This is a genomic window from Paenibacillus rhizosphaerae (assembly GCF_014192015.1).
Lineage (GTDB): Bacteria > Bacillota > Bacilli > Paenibacillales > Paenibacillaceae > Paenibacillus_AQ > Paenibacillus_AQ rhizosphaerae.
Map to the genome: position 1 here is coordinate 262,717 of NZ_JACHXJ010000001.1, position 17,611 is coordinate 280,327.

Consider the following 17,611-nt stretch of genomic DNA (forward strand, 5'->3'; position numbering starts at 1 on the left):
GGGGGATTCAGAAAGACGAAAAAAAGGGGTTGACACCAATCGGATTTAGGCATAGAATTGTCTCATAATCAAATATCTCAAATTAAAGACAAATGATTTTAAGGTTTTTGAAGGGAGGATATCGGATGCAAACGACATGCAAAAATAAAGCATACCTGGCGTTAATGCAGACTTCGAAAGAAATCCAGGAATGCATTAGAGCCGAGCTGGCGAAAACCGACCTCCATGTTACGGAATTTTCAGTATTGGAAGTCCTCTATTTCCATGGTAAGCAGACGATCCACGAAGTGGCGCAGCGCATTTTGGTGTCAAGCGGATCCATGACGTATGTCATTGATAAGCTGGAGCGCAAGCACTTGCTCCAACGGGTACCGTGTCCTGACGACCGTCGGGTGATCCATTTGGTTCTTACACGAGAAGGGGAAGAGTTCATGCAGTCCGTCATGCCGGGACATCAGGAACGGGTTGAGCACTTTTTCGGATCATTGTCGGAAGAGGAGTCGGGCATATTCATACAGCTGCTAGGAAAGATCAAGCATCAGCTTCATGTACAGGTTTAATGAACATCATATCCAAATAAAACGAGATAACGGAGGAATATGAAATGAGTAAAAAAACGATGGGAATTCACCATATTACAGCGATTGTAGGCCATCCGCAAGAAAATGTTGATTTTTATGCCGGCGTATTGGGGCTTCGCCTGGTCAAGAAAACCGTCAATTTCGACGATCCGGGTACCTATCACTTGTACTTTGGCAATGAAGGCGGCAAACCGGGAACGATCATTACGTTCTTCCCTTGGGCAAACGCGTACCAAGGCAAAATCGGCGACGGCCAGGTTGGAGTAACCTCTTACGTTGTGCCTGCCGGCGCGATGCCGTTCTGGGAAAAACGGTTGGAGCAGTTTCAGGTTCCTTTTACAAAAACGCAGCGCTTTGGCGAAACGTACTTGACGTTTGACGATCCGCACGGACTCCATCTGGAAATCGTTGAGCGGGAAGAAGGCGAGCCCAATGCCTGGAGCTTCGGCGCCGTAACTGCGGACGTTGCGATCAAAGGATTTGGAGGTGCGACCCTGTATTCTGCTCATCCGGAGCAGACGGCGGCATTGCTGGAGAACGTGATGGGTCTGGAACTCGTCGGCAAAGAAGGGGATCTGGCCCGGTACCGCTCTACTGCGGATATCGGCAACGTCATCGATCTGAAGCTGACATCGGCTGGCCGCGGCCAAATGGGGGTCGGGACGGTTCACCATATCGCCTGGCGGGCCAAAGACGATCAGGATCAGCTGGACTGGCGCAGCTATGTCGCAGATAACGGCTATCATGTGACACATGTGCGCGACCGCAACTATTTCAATGCCGTCTACTTTAAAGAGCATGGCGAAATCTTGTTTGAAATTGCCACCGATCCTCCAGGATTTGCCCATGACGAGTCTTTGGAAACGATGGGACAGCAGCTGATGCTGCCGGCACAATACGAACCTCATCGGGATGAGCTTGAACGGATCCTGCTTCCGTTTGAAGTCAGAACGCTGGACTAATTCATTGTTTAAGGAAGGGGCGATCCGCATGCTATCCATTGATCCCGAGACCCAGAGCGAAAGGGACAACTACAAACTTCTGATTGGGAGCATCATTCCGAGGCCGATCGCGTTTGTGACGACAGCATCACAGGATGGTGTATTGAACGGGGCGCCTTTCAGCTACTTTAATATCGTGTCCAGTAACCCTCCGATGATTTCGCTGTCCATTCAGCGGTCAGGCGGCGAGCTCAAGGATACAGCCAGAAACATTCGCGATCTCCAAGAGTTTGTCGTTCATATCGTGGATGAGGAGAATGTCCGCCAAGTAAATGAAACGGCGGCAAAGCTGCCTCCGGACCAAAGCGAAATCGAGAAGGCCGGTTTAACGCGAGCCGAAAGCACGAAAGTCTCCGTTCCGGGTATCGCTGAAGCCAAGATCCGGATGGAGTGCGTACTCGAACACGCGCTTGAACTGGGCGGAACGGCCTCAGACGGATGCGACCTCATCATCGGCAGAATCGTTCAGTTTCATATCCAGGAGGATCTGTATGAGAACGGCAGAATCGATGCCCGGCGTCTGGCTGCGGTCAGCCGGCTGGCCGGTAACCATTACGCGCGGATTGGGGACATTTTTACGATAGAGCGCCCGCAGTAATCTTAAAAAGTAGCTTTGCTTGACTGAAAAAGGTATGGAAATGAAATGACAAAAATGGCGGTGCAAGGGAGTTATCCCTGCGCCGCCATTTTCTAATTTAATGGTTGATATTGTGCTCTTTCTTACCGGGTGTCGTAAAATGGTCCTTGCCTTCTCCGGAGGGGTGCTCATGATATCGGAAGTATAAATTTCATGATGAAGTTTCCCTAAGCTTCCTGCATACGCTCGGAGCTCAGCCAATCCCGAGCCTGCTCGGTTCTTTCCGGGAGCGTTATACCGACATCCGTTTTGAGCTTCATGAGAGCTCCAATCAGCAACTGCTCACGCTCATCTCCAATACGAATGCGATTTCGGCCTCTCCACGCCCGAGCTGCTGGATGACAAGTTCAACTGGCATTTGCTCGGTATGCCCGAATTATTTCTGGCCCTTCCGCAGCAGCATCGTTGGAGCAGCAAAAGCAAAATCAGTCTGGAGGAGCTGCAGGATGAGCCTTTTGTCGGTCTAAAGACGACCTGCGGGTTAAATTACACCATTCAGCAATTGTTCGCCAAAAAACAGATTCGCCCGAACACCGTATTTGAAGCAGACGAATTGGATACGGTGGCCGGGCTGGTTTCTGCGGGTTTTGGGGTTGCCTTGCTGCCGAAGACGGTAGGTGTTCAAAATCATCGTTTGCAATGGGTGAAGGTCGATGATCCAGAATGTAAGCTTCCGATCGGGTGGTGTGGAAAAAAGACAGGCCGCTTACGCCTGTATCGGACATTTTCCTGGATTTCATCTGCGAAAAGTACCCCTTGGTTAAGCGGGAGTAATGCTGCATCAGTTCATTTCATCTTGGAGATGCCGCCGCTGATCAGATTGACCTTGACGGTAATGATGCCAATGCTGCTCTGACCCAACTTTAATTGTCCTTTGGTGCTGAGTTCCTGCCATTCCTTGGGCATGCTGCGGTACAGCTTTGCCGACAGGCCGTAGACGTCGATATCTTTGTCGAGTCCCGTTAAATACGTGTCCCTAATCTGGTTATTGATTTCTTGGGCTGCTTGCTGTTCAAGTTTTTGCTTATGGAGGCTTGTACTCAGCTGCGGAAGCGTCGCCTGCATGGAAACTTTGATATCGAAGACAGGTTTCCCGTTGACGATGCGCGGACGGATCGAAGACTTGATTTTATTCACAACCATCAGGGCCTTGATTTTCTTTTCTCCCTTGATGAGCGGCCCAAAGGTAAGACCAGCCAGCAGAAGTATGATGATCATAAGGATAGATTCGACAGACGGGTTTTGATGTGATGATGCATGAAGTAGAGCATGATCACTTCCGAAAAGCCGGCTCCTACATAGATCACCCCGCTCCACACCGGCTGCATGCCATGGGCAAGAAGCGGTTTCAGCAAGGAGTAATCTTTATGCGGAGTATTCGAGAACATAACGAAAAAGCCGAGCAGGATAACAACGGGCAGCAGAATGCTGGCTGTATTGGCAATCGATTGAATGCCAAGGTACGCGTTGACCACCGAAATGAACAGAAAGATCAGGGCAAACACCAATATCGGCGTTTCGGGGGAAAAGGTCAGGTGAATCCAATAGACGGTGTCCCGGGTCGTGATCGTGCATATGGCGAAGAGATAGATTCCTGCCGCTCCGGCCAGCACCCTTGCGACGAAAGGGTGGTAAGCTTTTGAGACCATCTCGAATATCGGCTGCTTGCCGCTTTTACGGATTCCGAAAGACAGGACGGCAATCCACGCTAGAGAGCATGCTGCTCCAAGAAGTACGGACATCCAGGCGTCCCGATCGGCCGCATCCAGCAGAACCGGAATAATGATGACATGGTTCATCAGCCCCGTGCTGAGCATCAAGATCATGACCGTTTGAATAAACGAAATAGGGGTTTTCATGGTCATCTTCCTCCTGATTTGGCAATCCTTTCTTCTTATAGTGGGATATTTCAGATGAATTATTCGGAGCGATTTGTTTATGAGTGACGCTGCGACAGTGCATACGACCGGTTTCAGGCGGAATAGGCTTGAATCCGGTGGGAAAAATCCAACACAAATAACCTTCTTCGATACGAGGGAGGTTATTTCGCCGTTGTGGAAGTTAGGCGATACGGGTCGAAAATGGAACGCTGCGTTGCCTTCTATTAGATCTATAAATCGGCAATATTAGAGTCCTAGCGGTCTATGAAAGTTGGCGGAACGGCGAAAATGGGCCTGAGACGGCTAAGACAAATGCATATACCACTTGTCTTCCCGAAGAGTATTATAGGAAAGGCAGAGGGGGTGGATGCTAATGAGAATTGATTTAGGCTGCGGAAAAAATAAATTTCGAGGATGCATCGGAATCGATAAAACGAATTATCCGGAGACGGATATCGTGTGCGATATCAATAGGCGCCTTCCGCTGGAAGATCATTCGGTTGATTTTGTAATGGCTTCAAACAGTCTGCAGTATGTTGACGATCTCGGGGCCGTGATGGAGGAGATTTACCGGATATGCCGACATCGGGCGGTCGTTTGCATCATCGCGCCATACGCCCATGTGACTTCTCATATGGTCAATCCCCAATACAAGCAGTTGTTCAACGAGCATTCTCCTAGATACTGGACTAAGCATAAAGGGATGACGCTAGACAACGACGATTTTCTGTTCTCTCCCAACGACCAATGGTCGTTGCAGGATGAGGATAGCGGCATTCATATGGATTTCAGGGTCCTGCGGATGGAGTTTTTTTATTTCCCTCCGTTCAGGTCGGGATATGATCCATTTGAACTTGCCCTTCTTCGTCAGTCTCAGCTTAATGTTGCTTTTCAAATCATGTACCAATTACTGGTCGTAAAAGAACCCATCAGCGATAATGATATATTTATGTTAAAAAACTCGATATGGTTCGAGGAGCCGGACTATGTAAAAGCCCAGAGGATGGTTAATTCTGGGGAAAACGTTGAGGAGGAGCCGTTTCACTTGGAATACCTGTCACCTATCCTGCAAAGCCGAAATGAAGTCATTCAAATTCCTGAAAATCAGAGGGTCCGAAGACAAGGCCGCAGGAAGAGGGCAGGCTATAAGAAACACCGCAGATCCCCAAGATTTCAGCGGTGATCTCTGTTGACGGACAGAAGATGCAGTTCACTTTTTACACAAAAAACCGCGATACAATCGCGGTTTTTTGCTTTTCACTACAGACATCATTTGATTTTCATTTCAACGACGGGCAGTTCCCCGAGCGGTTTAGGGGTTCCGGTGTCATCCGACTCGAGGTACATCTTCAGCACAAGTGAGCGGGGCTTATCGAGCATGCTGCTGCTGAATATTTGCTGAAAGCCCTCGTCGGTTCCACTTCCGGATACAGGGCTCAGCTGCACGACCCTTCCATCCCTGTTGGTGGAGACGATGTTCATGTAACGGAACTTGTCCCGGATGGATCGCCTGGTCTCAGGATCCGTTGTGCTGCCGGGATCGACCGTGAAGGTAGCGAGCGTCATCAGCGGAGAGATCTCCACCTTGGAGAGAACAACCTTATGGCCGTCGATGCTTATGGATCGATCGGGTTGCATAACAACGGTCTGCGTCTTTTCAAATTTTGGTTCTAAATCAACGTAAATTTTCATACGGTCGGAATAAAGGAAGTCCACAGCGACCGCTCCAGTTTTCGGGTCGCCCAGCTTCCCGGGATTTACGGAGGTCACCTGAAAATCGACCTCGATGCGGCTCGGAAAAGGCTGGCTGCGGTCAAGTATCACTGTGCTCAGAGCGGACCAGCTGTGTACGTCCTCATTGCTGATCTGCAGCTCAGCATTCAGAGGCCTGCCTGAATTCAAATCGGTCACTTTGACGCTGTTTACCGCCTTGATTTCCTGGCCGGAATCCGCTTTAGCCGTGTAAAACAGCAGCATCTTGTTCTCGTCCGCCGTGACGGCATCTAGTGTAATTCGGTAAGGACCGGAGGAAGCCGACTTGTTGACGATTTGGATGTAATCGTTGCGTACTGCGGATTCCAGTGTCGCATGGTCCACGTCAGATAGGGGCTCATATTTCGCCAGCACACCCCAGTCCCCATCCTTCGCGGAATGCAGAGCAGGCAGACTGCCTATCGGGGCGCCCCGCCACCATCCGGCACCCAGCAGCAAGGCCAGCACTGCAGCCGCGACGGCATAGGGCAGGTAACGACGCTTCCGGGTAGCCGATCTATTGGCGAACCCGCGCCGTATCGCCTTGGAAGCTTCCGTGTCGCTGATTTGCATCCGTTCCCGCCGGAGCTGTGCCGCATCAGCAAGCAGGGCTTGTTCTTCTGGGTTTGTGTTCATTCCCAATCCCTCCGATTCTTCATCCATTTGCGGAGCTGGCCAAGCCCCTTATGCTGCCACGTTTTGACCGTGCCTTCCGGTTTGCCTAGAACCGCGGCGATTTCCGTGAGTGTCAGGTCGTTGTAGTATTTCAGAATCAGCACATGGCGGTATTTCGGCTTCACTTTTTCCAGCAGGGGGCCCATGGCGAACTTGTCGTGGTTGAACGCTTGGAAGGCATCATGAGGGTGGCTAATCTCCTCGAGCTGCTCAACCACGGTAGGAACGGCCCGCTTCCTACGCCGCTGCTCATCAATGCATACATAAATGAGAATGCGGATGAGCCAAGCCTTCAGCGCCCTGCCGTCTTTAAGCGTCGAGCGTTTAACCCATGCTCTGCACGTCATCTCCTGCAGCGCCTCCAGGGCATCATGACGATTGCGCAAATAGCTGTAAGCGATGTTCAGCAGCGTTTCCCGGTGTTTCATAATGGCGTCATAAACATCGGTTTCTTCTCCGGCTTGTCCAATGCTAACCTTTTTCATTTCTGCATGAGAGCCCAAGCAGGCAGCCCTCCTTTCTTTGTCTCTGTGGTACAGACGGACCCACGTATCAAACGGTTTTAAAAATCTTATTTATAATTATTCTAATTAAATATTGACTTTAAATTGATAAATGTTATCATTTATTCATGAGGTTTTTTGATTATCATTTTACGAAAAAGGTGGAGAGCTAATGAGTACAAATCAATCCGATTCCAATAAATTGACAACGAGCTGGGGAGCCCCGGTTGGGGACAACCAAAATTCCATCACGGCCGGACATCGCGGTCCTACCCTGATTCAAGATGTTCACCTGCTGGAGAAATTAGCCCACTTTAATCGCGAGAGAGTGCCGGAGCGCGTCGTTCATGCGAAAGGTGCCGGAGCGCACGGTTATTTCAAAGTGACCAACGACATGTCTAAATATACCAAAGCGAAGCTGTTCCATGACAAGGGCAAGCGGACAGATCTCTTTATCCGGTTCTCGACCGTTGCGGGGGAACTGGGCTCCGCAGACACCGTCCGCGACCCGCGCGGATTTGCCGTGAAGTTCTACACCGAGGAAGGCAATTACGATATCGTCGGCAACAATACGCCGATCTTTTTCATTCGTGACGCGATCAAATTCCCGGACTTTATCCATACTCAAAAGCGCGATCCGAGAACGCATCTGAAAAATCCGAACGCCGTATGGGATTTTTGGTCTTTATCTCCTGAATCGCTGCACCAAGTAACTTACCTGATGGGAGACCGCGGCATTCCGGCGACGCTTCGTCATATGCACGGTTTCGGCAGCCACACGTTCAAATGGGTCAACGAGCAGGGGGAAGCCGTGTGGATCAAGTACCATTTTAAAACAGATCAAGGCGTGAAGAACCTGGATCCGGACCTGGCGGCAAAACTGGCAGGTGATAATCCCGACTACCATACTCAGGACCTGCAGCAGGCGATAGACGCAGGGGACTATCCATCCTGGACGCTGTATGTCCAGATCATGCCGCTGGAAGAAGCAAATACGTACCGGTTCGATCCGTTCGACGTGACGAAGACGTGGTCCCAGAAGGATTATCCGTTAATCGAGGTTGGGAAAATGGTGCTCGACCGGAACCCGGAAAACTATTTCGCCGAAGTGGAGCAGGCCACGTTCTCTCCAGGCAACCTGGTTCCCGGCGTTGAACCGTCTCCGGACAAAATGCTGCAGGGCCGCCTGTTCGCTTATGCGGATGCGCATCGTTACCGCGTAGGGGCGAACCACAACCATCTGCCGATTAACCGACCGAAGGTGCCGGTCAACAACTATCAGCGCGACGGATTCATGAATCCGGGCACGAACGGCGGCGGATCGGTCTATTACGAACCTAACAGCTACAACGGACCGAAGGAAGATCCGCATGCCCGGATTACTCCGTTCGAGGTTTACGGTTCTGCGGCACAAACGGCGTATGATCACGACGATCACTATACGCAAGCCGGGGACCTGTACCGCTTGATGAGCGAAGAAGAGAAGACCCGGCTCGTCCGGACCATCGTGGAAGCGATGAAGCCGGTAGAGCTGGATGAAATTAAGCAGCGCCAGATCTCCCATTTCTACAAAGCGGATCCGGAATACGGAACGCGTGTAGCCGAAGGTTTGGGCTTAACCGTCCAAGCGTAAAGCGGCAGCAGCGGTTTTGCCCACAAGAGCGGCAGCCGCATGGATCGAGGCGTGCGAACAAATGAAAGGAAGGGTGATCCGGCATGATGCTTCAGCCAAGTGTATGCCCCATGTGCCACCAGCCGATCAAAAATTTGAAGCATACGATCATTTGCGGCTGCGGGAGCAAAATCAAAACCAAAATCAAGTTCTAGTAACGCTTAATCAACTTTCATTAGAAGCTCACCCAGATCATTAAGGGTGAGCTTTTTATTTGCATAGGCCGCCCCGTAAAGCGTTTTCAATTCTTCCTGAATCATAAAGGGGGGCGGGGATTTCCGTCGATAGTCCCTGGTTGCTCTGATCTGTTGTTTGATGCCGTGAGCGGGTGGCTCTGCAACGAATAGTCATCTGTTGCGCTCGTTGTCCCGGGTTGCGGTAACGCCCTCAAAACGAAAAAAATCCTGTACAGTCGAATGACTGCACAGGATCGTTGTGCTTCTCCTACAGGATGCTTACAGGGCGCGAGTTTGCGTTTTACCCGATTCCTCCCGCCGGATTCGCAGCTGCGTGCGGCGGCCGAGCAAGAGTCCGACCAGAGACGCCATCATCTGCTGGAAAACCATGCCCAGAACGACAGGAACGGCGACCGGCGCGGGAAAATAGGCGACAGCTAGGACGGCGCCCGCGCTGATGTTGCGCATCCCGCCGTTGAAGACGAGGGCGACCTGCTCCGGCTCGCTCCAGCCCATCAGGGCGGAGATCGCGAAGCTCAGAAGGTAGCCGGCTGCGGCCAAAAAGACGATGACCGCGGCCATGCCGACCAGCCGGGGGCTGATATCGGACAGGTACGGAGCGACCACGGAGCCGTTGATCATGATGACCAGCGCCATGGCCAGTTTGGAGAACGGGTTGAGGCGCGGTCCCCAGACCGGAACGATGGCGCCTTTGCTCCATTCGTTTAAGGCCATGCCGAGCAGGGAAGGGACCACGATCATGCCGAACAGGCTGCTGATCATCGGCAGGATGTCCATATGAACGCTCGTTCCGATCAGCAGCGACAGAATGCCGGGAACGGCGAAAGGCGCGATCAGCGTGTCGACCAGGATGATGGATAACGTCAGCGCAATATGGCCCCGGTACAGGCTTACCCATACGAAGCTGCTGACCCCCGTAGGGATGACGGCGGCAAGCACTAGCCCGGTGATCGTATAAGCATCGAGCGGGAATAGAACTTTGCCCGTACCGAGGGCGACCAGCGGCATGATCACATGCAAAACCAGCAGGCAGGCGAAGAGCGGCAGCGGCCTTTTCATGACACTGAGAAAATCCTTGAAGCTTAAGCTGATGCTTCCGGCAAATGTCATAAAAGCAAAAAGCCAGGGAGACATGAACGTATACGAAGACAGCAATCCTCCGCATAAGACGCCGATCACGATGCTGGCCGGCGTAATCAAAGGCATGATTCGGTTGAGTCGGGCATTCAGCGATTGCAGCATAAGCAGTCCGTCCTTATGTTTTCGTATTTATACATTATACATGGCATGGCAGTATTGAAAAAGGCTGAATCTGCCAGGTGGGCACTGGCGAGCTGTTTAATTTCGGCATCAGGCCAACTGATAAAGGGCATCCCGCGGACAGCGTTCTCTATGAAAATATGGAGCTTCGGCCAGCCATGTGATTGGAAATGGCCATGAAATCTATGATAAAATAAAAGATAAACCCATTTGTACGGAGTAAAGGAGCGGCCTATTATATGAGACCCATACAGTTCGTGGCCAAGACGGCCGGCGTGTCCGTTGCGACCGTGTCCCGGGTGCTGAACAACAGCCCCCTCGTCAAGGAATCGACGCGCAAGAAAGTGCTGGAAACGATCAAAGCACTGGATTATGAGCCCAATTCCCTCGGCAGGGAATTAAGAAGAGCGGAGACGCGTCGGATTATGGTGCTGACTCCGAGCCTCGTCTTTCCAATCATGGCGGACGTATATAAGGGCATACAGGATGTAGCTCAGAAGAACGGATATCAGGTGCTGGTCTGCGCCTCCGAGGGTGACCACGATAAGGAAGAAGAGCTGCTGCAGATGCTCAAGAAAAAAATCGTCGACGGCGTCATCGTCGTGGCTTCCACCTTGAGCGCGGAGGAGCTGAATCAGCTGGCCAAAGATTATAGCATTGTACAGTGTTCGGAATATGAGCAGGTGCAGAACGCTTACAGCGTTTCGGTCGACAATGAGCAGGCAGCCTATGATGCGGTAGCTCACCTTTTGTCCCTGGGTCACCGGCGAATTGCCATGGTTAAAGGGGGGAGCGCCAAGAGTTCTTCCGCCGCCAGGGAGCAGGGGTACCGGCGAGCGCTGGAATCGGCGGGGATCGCGGTGCGCCCGGAGTGGATCAGAGAGAGCGACTACGAATACCAGAACGGGTACGATCTTGCCGTCGAATGGCTTCAAGCCGCGGAATATCCGACCGCCATTTTCTGCTCCAGCGACGCTACAGCCATCGGCTGCGTCAATGGTGCGATATCGCTGGGCAAATCGGTGCCGGGTGACGTCGCCGTCGTCGGATTTGACGATACGGTGGAATCGCTGATGAGCCGGCCGCCCATCACGACGGTACGCCAGCCCAAGTATGATCTCGGCCGAGCCGCCATGGAAGCGCTCCTCCAAAGTATGCGCGGAGAAGCGGGCGACAACAAGACGATCCTGCTGCCGCATGAAATCGTCATTCGGGAGTCGACGGGAAGGCGATTCCGCTGACAGGTGAAAAATGGGGGCTTGCGCTCCTTGCGGAAATTGCTTACAATAGCGCTTAAAGAAACGGTTACCAAGCAGCCGTTTTTTTAAAACCGCTGAAATGTAATGCGTTACATTTCTAATCCGGATTCGCGCGAATCAAAGGTAACGCTTAGCAAAACCAACCAGTAAGGCCAACATCTCTTTTTCATACCTTAAAATGTAACGCATTACATTTTGCCGATTGAAAGGTGACTTTCCGGATTCACCCGGGGAAAGAAAGCAAGCATGTTCATCAGGATAGGAAACCGAGAAACCGCATTGTAAAACACAAAAAGTGGTGATGTGACATGGCTCAAGCGGCGGGAAAGCTTCCCTTAAGCGAAAAAATCAGTTATGGCTTTGGAGACTTGGCGTCCAACTTCGTCTGGGGGATGACGACAAGCTATCTGCTCTATTTTTACACGAATGTATACGGCCTGGCCGCCACGGCCATCGGCACCTTGTTTCTGATTACAAGAATTCTTGACGCGGTAATCGACCCGGTGATCGGGGTCATGATCGACAAGACCAGCAGCCGGTTCGGCAAGGCGCGGCCGTTCATTCTCTTTTTGACGATCCCGTTCGCCATCTTCAGCGTCTTAACGTTCATAACGCCGGATTGGTCGGAAGGCGGGAAACTGATCTACGCCTACTTGACCTACCTGATTCTTGGGATACTGTATTCCGGCGTCAACCTTCCTTACGGCGCACTGATGCCGATGATGACCAAGGATCCGGAGGAGAAAAACCAGCTAAGCAGCTTCCGGATCATGGGGATGGCCATCGGGGCTATCGCGGTATCGGCGCTCACCAACCCGCTGGTGAAATGGATCGGCGGCGGGAACGACCGCTTGGGGTTCCCGATTACGATGGGCATTTTCACGGTCGTCGCCGTCGTGATGTTTTATGTGGTGTTTCTCAAGTGTAAGGAACGGTTCTCGGAGAGCGCCGAGAAAACCAAAGAGTTTAGCACGCTCACATCGGCTAAGCATATGTTGGGCAATCAGCCTTGGGTGATGATCGCCCTGAACTCCCTCTTCATGTTTCTGCGGATCGGCGTCGTATTCGGCGTGCTGGTGTTTTTCGTACAGTACGTTCTGGGCCAGCCTGAAATGATTCCGCTGTACTTAACGCTGGCGAATGTAGCCAACTTTGCCGGAGGCGCGCTCGCCCCGTTTGTACTTCGAAGACTCGGGAAGCGGAACGGGAGCATCGTGGCCTTGACCGTCGCCGTGCTGCTGTACGGTATATTGTTTTTCCTGGAAAGCAGCCCGCCTTTTCTGTATCTCGCCATTTTCTTTATCGCCAACATTGGTATCGGCATCAACAGTCCGGCCAACTTCTCCATGCTCGCCGATACGGTGGATTACCATGAATGGAAGTTCGGCCACCGGTCCGAAGGCATGCTGTATTCGGCCTACAGCTTCGCCACCAAGTTCGGTATCGCCGTCGGCGGCTCCGTTGTCGCTTATGCGCTTGGGTTCGCCGGTTATGATCCCGATGCGGTTACTTCGCAGGCGACCGATATGATCCGCATTCTGTTCTACTTGGGACCGATCCTTCTCACCATTCTGCAAATCGGTTGTCTGGTGCTGTATAAGCTGGACAAGGAGCATAAGCAGATTGTTCAGGATTTGGACCTGCGCACGTCGTCGGCTGAAGCCTAAATTCTATAGAGGAGTGATTTCACATGATTCAAATTCCAGTTGGTTTGCAGCTGTTTTCGGTACGGGAAGCGCTAGCCCAAGATTTCGCGGGGACGCTGCAAAGCATAGCGGATATCGGATACAAAAACATCGAGTTCGCGTTTCACAACATCCGGGAAGACGGCACGTTTGAGGTTGACTACACGGCGGCGGAGCTGAAGGCCATGATGGACAAGCTGGGCCTGCAGGTCGTCACGAGCCATGTGGCCTATCATCCGAATCTGGATCTGGATGCGGTCATCCACTATAACGCGGAGATCGGAAGTAAGGGCATCGTTATGCCATGCGCCTTTTTCCGTGGCCGGGAGGATGCGGTGGAATTGGCCAAATGGCTCAACGCGTCCGGGCGCAAGTCCAAAGAAGCCGGCATCCAGTTTTACTTCCATAACCATTTTCATGAGTTTCAGGAGTTTGACGGCCAGACCATTATGGACATTCTGCTGGAGCATACTGATCCGGAGCTGGTTCAGATTGAATTCGACACGTTCTGGGCGCTGCGCGGCGGCGTGGATCCCATCGCTTTTATGGACAAGTACGGCAGCCGGATCGGGCTTCTTCACCAGAAGGATCTGGCCCCGTCGGCCAATCCGGTGAATCTGCTGGAGAAGGTTTCAGGGCATCTTACCGATGAAGTGGTGTTCTCAGCTGCTAACCAGGAGGATTTCACCGAGATCGGCGCAGGCGTCATGGACATTCCGTCGATTCTGAAAAAAGCGGAAGAGCTCGGAACGGTTCAATACATCATCGTGGAACAGGATCAGACCGTCAAAGGCGAGCTGGCCAGCGTGAAGGAAAGCTTCGACAACATCCAGCGGCTGCTGGCGCAGTAAGGCAGAACTTCGGATAGACAACCAACCGGGAGGGAACAAGATGACTACTCTGAAAATCGGCATTATCGGATGCGGCGGGATCGCCAAGGGCAAGCATTTGCCCGCGTTGGCCAAGCAGCGGCACAAGGCGGAAATGACGGCGTTTTGCGACATCGAGCTGGATCGCGCGGAGCTTGCGGCCAAGGAGTATGGAACGGAAGAAGCCAAGGTATATACGAATTACAAGGAGCTGCTCAAGGATCCGTCGATCGACGTGGTGCATGTGCTTACCCCGAACAGCACGCATGCCGTCATTACGGTCGCCGCGCTGGAAGCCGGCAAGCACGTCATGTGCGAAAAACCGATGGCAATGAACACCGCTGAGGCGCAGCAAATGCTGGATGCGGCGAAGCGCACGGGCAAAAAGCTGACGATCGGCTACCAGAACCGGTTCCGTGCGGATTCGAGAGCGCTGTATGCGGCATGTGAACAAGGGGATCTTGGCGAGGTTTATTTTGCGAAGGCGCATGCGATCCGCAGACGCGGCGTTCCGACATGGGGCGTGTTTATGGATATCGAAAAGCAGGGCGGCGGCCCGCTGATCGACATCGGCACGCATGCCTTGGATCTGGCCCTGTGGACCATGGACAACTATAAGCCGAAGCTCGTCGTCGGATCCGCGTTCCATAAGCTGAAGGATAAGATGGACGGAAACATGTTCGGCCCATGGAATCCGGAAGCGTTCAAGGTGGAGGATTCGGCCTTCGGCTTCATTAAGATGGAAAATGGAGCGACGATTACACTGGAAGCTTCGTGGGCGCTGAACATGATCAACGCGAAAGAAGCACAGGTCACCCTGTGCGGTACCGAAGGCGGGGCCGAAATGTTCGGCGACGCCTGGGATAACAAGGGCACGGTGACGTTTAACCATTCGCGGTATGGGCAGCTGGTCGAAACGAGCACTTCTGTGGGGGGCGGCGTCGCCTTTTACGAAGGGGAATCGCTGAACGCCGGCGAACTGGAGGCGAAGCAATGGATTGACGCCATTCTGGAAGATCGGGAGCCGCTGGTTAAGCCGGAGCAGGCGCTTGTGGTGACGCAGATTCTCGAGGCCATCTACAAATCGTCGGAAACCGGCAATGCGATCATGTTGTAATCACCTTTATATATGAAGAGAACTGCCTGTCCCCCGCGATGTGGACAGGCAGTTCTTCGTTTGGGGCAGGGACGTCAGATTAACATGCCACCGGAAACTTCGATCCGCTGCGCGTTCACCCAGCGGTTGTCTTCGGAGAGGAGGGCAGCAATCATCGGCCCGATGTCATCCGGAAGTCCGGCGCGTCCAAGCGCCGTCATGCCGGCGATCTGCTGATTCAGCTCGGCGTTGTCGCGCACCATGCCGCCGCTGAAGTCGGTCGCGATCGCTCCGGGTGCCACCGTATTGACGGCGATGCGGCGCTCGCCCAGCTCCTTGGCCAGGTACCGGGTAAGCACCTCGACCGCGCCCTTCATCGAGGCATAAGCGGCACTTCCCGGGATGCTCATGCGCGTCAGCCCCGAGGAGATGTTGACGATGCGCCCGCCATCATTGATGAGGGGGAGCAGCTTTTGCGTCAGGAAAAAGACGCCTTTGAAGTGGACGTTGTACAGCTGGTCCAGCTCTTCTTCGGTTGTCTGCTCGATGGAGTTGTGATGCGAGGTTCCGGCATTGTTAACCAGGTAATCGAACCGCTTCGCCCCAAGCTCCGCCAAGACTTGGCGGACGTTCTGGGCGAAGCCGTCAAAGGTAGAGGCGTCTGCCGTGTTCAGCTGCAGGGCAACAGCCTCTTGCCCCAGATCCCGGACGGACTGGACGACTTGCTGCGCTTCGGCTTCATTGGTGTGATAGGTAAAGATCGAATCAACGCCGCGTTTGGCAAGATGGAGAATCGTATTCCGGCCCAGGCCGCGGCTTCCGCCGGTCACGAGAGCTATTTTTCGATCAGAGGATTGTAATGTCATCAAGATGACCTTCTTTCCATGAATTTTGCCAGCCATCAAGTATACTAACTAACTGGTTAGTTCATAATATATTACTAACTAACCGGTTTGTCAATGGCTTAAAAATCGTGATATAGTAAATCCTATGCAAAAACACGGGAGGAACCACTATGCGTAACGCCGAAGCTACGAAAGAGAAAATACTGGAGGCGGCCATGGCCGAGTTCTCCGCCTACGGAATTGCCGGCGCCCGGGTGGACCGGATCGCCAAAATGGCGAAGTGCAACAAGAACATGATCTATATTTATTTTGAAAATAAAGAGCAGCTTTTCTCGACCGTGCTGGAAATGCATTTGACGAGAGTGTACGAGGCATTTGACTTTACTCCGGAAGATCTTCCGGGGTATGCCGCGCGGGTTTTTGACTTTATGATGGCCAATCCCGAACTGATGCGCCTGATGACATGGTTTGCGCTGGAGCAGAAGACGGAGCAACTGGATCAGCGGAAAGAAGCCCACAACCGCAAGATTGCGGAGCTGGCGAAAGCACAGGAGACCGGGCACATCGGAACGGATTTTTCCCCGGCGTTTCTTTTGACCAGCATCATGGTTCTGGCCACGGCCTGGATGCCGACCAACCCGTTTGGTCCATCGATCGATCCAGCCAGTGCCGGCAAAACCGATGAGCTGCGGGAAGCGATTATGAGGGCGGTCGGACGGCTGGCGGGTGAACCTGCACCTAAGGAAAATCGCTGATCAAGGGTAAAAAAGGGAAACTTCATTTTATTAGTCCCCAAGGGAGGTTTTTGGATGAAGATCGAGGGAGACTGCGTCCAGGGCTACAAAGGCAGGAACATATCCTATACGTTATTGTCTAAAGGAGAAACCAACTCCAGCGGCTTGGCTATCATTTTTCCGGGACAGGGGTACACCGCACAGGCGCCGCTGTTGTTCTACTCTATGGGTATTTATCTGAACCAAAATTACGATGTGCTGCAGGTGAACTATCAGTATAACGATCCGTTCTACCGGGAGTTCAGCTTTGATGAGATCGCCGAAGCGATCCGCACCGATGTCGGCACCGTGATCGACCGTGTACTGCAGACCGCATCTTATGATGACTATGTTCTGATCGGCAAGTCCATAGGAACGATTGCGCTTGGGTTTGAGGTGCAGCGCGATCTGTTCCGGAAGGCCAAGGTTATCTGGTTCACGCCTTTGCTGGGCAGAGAGTTCGTCTGGAACGCGATGATGCACAGCAAGCAGCGAAGCCTATGCTTCATCGGCGACAACGACAGCTGTTATATCGAGGAGAGATTTCAGCAGCTCCGGGAAAATCCGAATTTGCTGCTGCGCTTGATCCCCGGCGTGAATCACGGCCTGGAATACGAAACCGATCTCTTTGCATCGATGGATGTGTTAAAACAGGTGATGAAGGAAGTAGAAGCATTTTAACCGGGGTGGTGCTGGTTCACGGACCGGTTTTCCCTTAGCCGGCGGAGGACCAGGACGATGAGCTCATATATGGGTCCTATGGCAGAGGATGCCATAATTAGGAAAATAGAAGTATCGCAATAAATGCTTGTACCCGACGCGGCGTCACCTTTTATAATGGGCCTACCGGTACAAATAGGCGCCTAAATCATTTTACCCGTATGGAGGTCATTGGCATGACGATCGGAAAAAATGAAATTATTTCC

The 17,611-nt window shown here is 52.5% G+C and carries 18 protein-coding genes and 1 pseudogene; 13 read left to right on the forward strand and 6 right to left on the reverse strand.

The annotated features are described in order from the left end of the window. The first annotated feature begins 125 nt into the window (after positions 1 to 125). From FHS19_RS01005 to FHS19_RS01025, 4 genes and pseudogenes are all read left to right on the forward strand, one after another. Positions 126 to 560 (forward strand): MarR family winged helix-turn-helix transcriptional regulator, encoded by a 435-nt coding sequence (locus tag FHS19_RS01005; protein WP_183577400.1) that lies wholly within the window; start codon positions 126 to 128, stop codon positions 558 to 560. A 44-nt stretch (positions 561 to 604) separates the two neighbouring features. Continuing rightward, a complete protein-coding gene (locus tag FHS19_RS01010) occupies positions 605 to 1,543 on the forward strand; it encodes a ring-cleaving dioxygenase (RefSeq protein ID WP_183577403.1) in 939 nt (312 codons plus the stop codon). Between the two features lie 28 nt (positions 1,544 to 1,571). Continuing rightward, positions 1,572 to 2,180: a flavin reductase family protein gene (locus FHS19_RS01015; RefSeq protein ID WP_183577406.1), complete on the forward strand. Its 609-nt coding sequence runs from the start codon at positions 1,572 to 1,574 to the stop codon at positions 2,178 to 2,180. Positions 2,181 to 2,428: 248 nt separating this feature from the next. Beyond that, positions 2,429 to 3,075: pseudogene (locus FHS19_RS01025) on the forward strand (LysR substrate-binding domain-containing protein). Here the strand turns inward: FHS19_RS01025 and FHS19_RS01030 are convergent. Both FHS19_RS01030 and FHS19_RS01035 read right to left on the reverse strand, forming a co-directional pair. Continuing rightward, positions 3,006 to 3,437, reverse strand: coding sequence for a Ger(x)C family spore germination C-terminal domain-containing protein (locus FHS19_RS01030; protein WP_183577412.1), 432 nt, complete (start codon positions 3,435 to 3,437; stop codon positions 3,006 to 3,008). The pseudogene FHS19_RS01025 and the gene FHS19_RS01030 overlap by 70 nt on opposite strands. Then, positions 3,434 to 4,078, reverse strand: coding sequence for a GerAB/ArcD/ProY family transporter (locus tag FHS19_RS01035; RefSeq protein WP_183577415.1), 645 nt, complete (start codon positions 4,076 to 4,078; stop codon positions 3,434 to 3,436). The genes FHS19_RS01030 and FHS19_RS01035 overlap by 4 nt, the downstream gene beginning before the upstream one ends. A 388-nt stretch (positions 4,079 to 4,466) precedes the next feature. Between FHS19_RS01035 and FHS19_RS01040 the strand changes: the two genes are divergently transcribed. Beyond that, a complete protein-coding gene (locus FHS19_RS01040) occupies positions 4,467 to 5,282 on the forward strand; it encodes a methyltransferase domain-containing protein (RefSeq protein ID WP_183577418.1) in 816 nt (271 codons plus the stop codon). A gap of 86 nt (positions 5,283 to 5,368) precedes the next feature. Here the strand turns inward: FHS19_RS01040 and FHS19_RS01045 are convergent, their stop codons facing one another. Together FHS19_RS01045 and FHS19_RS01050 are read right to left on the reverse strand one after the other, a co-directional pair. After that, on the reverse strand, positions 5,369 to 6,487 hold the full coding sequence (locus FHS19_RS01045) for a DUF4179 domain-containing protein (RefSeq protein WP_183577421.1): 1,119 nt from the start codon (positions 6,485 to 6,487) through the stop codon (positions 5,369 to 5,371). Then, positions 6,484 to 7,029 (reverse strand): sigma-70 family RNA polymerase sigma factor, encoded by a 546-nt coding sequence (locus tag FHS19_RS01050; protein WP_246426392.1) that lies wholly within the window; start codon positions 7,027 to 7,029, stop codon positions 6,484 to 6,486. The genes FHS19_RS01045 and FHS19_RS01050 overlap by 4 nt, the downstream gene beginning before the upstream one ends. A gap of 172 nt (positions 7,030 to 7,201) precedes the next feature. Here FHS19_RS01050 and katA point away from each other — a divergent pair, with 172 nt between their 5' ends. Together katA and FHS19_RS01060 are read left to right on the forward strand one after the other, a co-directional pair. Next, positions 7,202 to 8,662: a catalase KatA gene (gene katA / locus FHS19_RS01055; protein ID WP_183577424.1), complete on the forward strand. Its 1,461-nt coding sequence runs from the start codon at positions 7,202 to 7,204 to the stop codon at positions 8,660 to 8,662. Positions 8,663 to 8,723: 61 nt separating this feature from the next. After that, complete coding sequence (locus tag FHS19_RS01060; RefSeq protein WP_183577427.1) at positions 8,724 to 8,900, forward strand: hypothetical protein; 177 nt, start codon at positions 8,724 to 8,726, stop codon at positions 8,898 to 8,900. Positions 8,901 to 9,156: 256 nt separating this feature from the next. Here FHS19_RS01060 and FHS19_RS01065 read toward each other — a convergent pair whose 3' ends face one another. After that, positions 9,157 to 10,140 carry a bile acid:sodium symporter family protein gene (locus FHS19_RS01065; RefSeq protein ID WP_183577430.1) on the reverse strand — a complete coding sequence of 328 codons (984 nt, stop codon included), beginning with the start codon at positions 10,138 to 10,140 and terminating at the stop codon, positions 9,157 to 9,159. A gap of 257 nt (positions 10,141 to 10,397) precedes the next feature. Here FHS19_RS01065 and FHS19_RS01070 point away from each other — a divergent pair, with 257 nt between their 5' ends. The 4 genes from FHS19_RS01070 (at position 10,398) to FHS19_RS01085 (ending at position 15,088) form a co-directional block, all read left to right on the forward strand. Continuing rightward, positions 10,398 to 11,399, forward strand: coding sequence for a LacI family DNA-binding transcriptional regulator (locus tag FHS19_RS01070; protein WP_183577433.1), 1,002 nt, complete (start codon positions 10,398 to 10,400; stop codon positions 11,397 to 11,399). Positions 11,400 to 11,725: 326 nt separating this feature from the next. After that, positions 11,726 to 13,084, forward strand: coding sequence for an MFS transporter (locus FHS19_RS01075; protein WP_183577436.1), 1,359 nt, complete (start codon positions 11,726 to 11,728; stop codon positions 13,082 to 13,084). Positions 13,085 to 13,107: 23 nt separating this feature from the next. Then, positions 13,108 to 13,953 (forward strand): sugar phosphate isomerase/epimerase family protein, encoded by an 846-nt coding sequence (locus tag FHS19_RS01080; RefSeq protein WP_183577439.1) that lies wholly within the window; start codon positions 13,108 to 13,110, stop codon positions 13,951 to 13,953. 40 nt (positions 13,954 to 13,993) lie between these two features. Beyond that, on the forward strand, positions 13,994 to 15,088 hold the full coding sequence (locus FHS19_RS01085) for a Gfo/Idh/MocA family protein (protein WP_183577442.1): 1,095 nt from the start codon (positions 13,994 to 13,996) through the stop codon (positions 15,086 to 15,088). Between the two features lie 74 nt (positions 15,089 to 15,162). Here the strand turns inward: FHS19_RS01085 and FHS19_RS01090 are convergent, their stop codons facing one another. Continuing rightward, on the reverse strand, positions 15,163 to 15,933 hold the full coding sequence (locus FHS19_RS01090; protein ID WP_183577444.1) for an SDR family NAD(P)-dependent oxidoreductase: 771 nt from the start codon (positions 15,931 to 15,933) through the stop codon (positions 15,163 to 15,165). Positions 15,934 to 16,082: 149 nt separating this feature from the next. Between FHS19_RS01090 and FHS19_RS01095 the strand changes: the two genes are divergently transcribed. Then, positions 16,083 to 16,667 carry a TetR family transcriptional regulator gene (locus tag FHS19_RS01095; protein WP_183577447.1) on the forward strand — a complete coding sequence of 195 codons (585 nt, stop codon included), beginning with the start codon at positions 16,083 to 16,085 and terminating at the stop codon, positions 16,665 to 16,667. Between the two features lie 54 nt (positions 16,668 to 16,721). Continuing rightward, positions 16,722 to 17,366 (forward strand): alpha/beta hydrolase, encoded by a 645-nt coding sequence (locus tag FHS19_RS01100; protein WP_183577450.1) that lies wholly within the window; start codon positions 16,722 to 16,724, stop codon positions 17,364 to 17,366. The last annotated feature ends 245 nt before the right edge of the window (positions 17,367 to 17,611 follow it).

Bases quoted from the DNA above. Each gene is read 5' to 3' on its own strand.
- FHS19_RS01005 (WP_183577400.1), top strand. From the start codon at position 126: ATGCAAACGACATGCAAAAATAAAGCATACCTGGCGTTAATGCAGACT.
- FHS19_RS01010 (WP_183577403.1), top strand. From the start codon at position 605: ATGAGTAAAAAAACGATGGGAATTCACCATATTACAGCGATTGTAGGC.
- FHS19_RS01015 (WP_183577406.1), top strand. From the start codon at position 1,572: ATGCTATCCATTGATCCCGAGACCCAGAGCGAAAGGGACAACTACAAA.
- FHS19_RS01030 (WP_183577412.1), bottom strand. From the start codon at position 3,437: ATGATCATCATACTTCTGCTGGCTGGTCTTACCTTTGGGCCGCTCATC.
- FHS19_RS01035 (WP_183577415.1), bottom strand. From the start codon at position 4,078: ATGAAAACCCCTATTTCGTTTATTCAAACGGTCATGATCTTGATGCTC.
- FHS19_RS01040 (WP_183577418.1), top strand. From the start codon at position 4,467: ATGCTAATGAGAATTGATTTAGGCTGCGGAAAAAATAAATTTCGAGGA.
- FHS19_RS01045 (WP_183577421.1), bottom strand. From the start codon at position 6,487: ATGAACACAAACCCAGAAGAACAAGCCCTGCTTGCTGATGCGGCACAG.
- katA (WP_183577424.1), top strand. From the start codon at position 7,202: ATGAGTACAAATCAATCCGATTCCAATAAATTGACAACGAGCTGGGGA.
- FHS19_RS01060 (WP_183577427.1), top strand. From the start codon at position 8,724: ATGAAAGGAAGGGTGATCCGGCATGATGCTTCAGCCAAGTGTATGCCC.
- FHS19_RS01065 (WP_183577430.1), bottom strand. From the start codon at position 10,140: ATGCTGCAATCGCTGAATGCCCGACTCAACCGAATCATGCCTTTGATT.
- FHS19_RS01070 (WP_183577433.1), top strand. From the start codon at position 10,398: ATGAGACCCATACAGTTCGTGGCCAAGACGGCCGGCGTGTCCGTTGCG.
- FHS19_RS01075 (WP_183577436.1), top strand. From the start codon at position 11,726: ATGGCTCAAGCGGCGGGAAAGCTTCCCTTAAGCGAAAAAATCAGTTAT.
- FHS19_RS01080 (WP_183577439.1), top strand. From the start codon at position 13,108: ATGATTCAAATTCCAGTTGGTTTGCAGCTGTTTTCGGTACGGGAAGCG.
- FHS19_RS01085 (WP_183577442.1), top strand. From the start codon at position 13,994: ATGACTACTCTGAAAATCGGCATTATCGGATGCGGCGGGATCGCCAAG.
- FHS19_RS01090 (WP_183577444.1), bottom strand. From the start codon at position 15,933: ATGACATTACAATCCTCTGATCGAAAAATAGCTCTCGTGACCGGCGGA.
- FHS19_RS01095 (WP_183577447.1), top strand. From the start codon at position 16,083: ATGCGTAACGCCGAAGCTACGAAAGAGAAAATACTGGAGGCGGCCATG.
- FHS19_RS01100 (WP_183577450.1), top strand. From the start codon at position 16,722: ATGAAGATCGAGGGAGACTGCGTCCAGGGCTACAAAGGCAGGAACATA.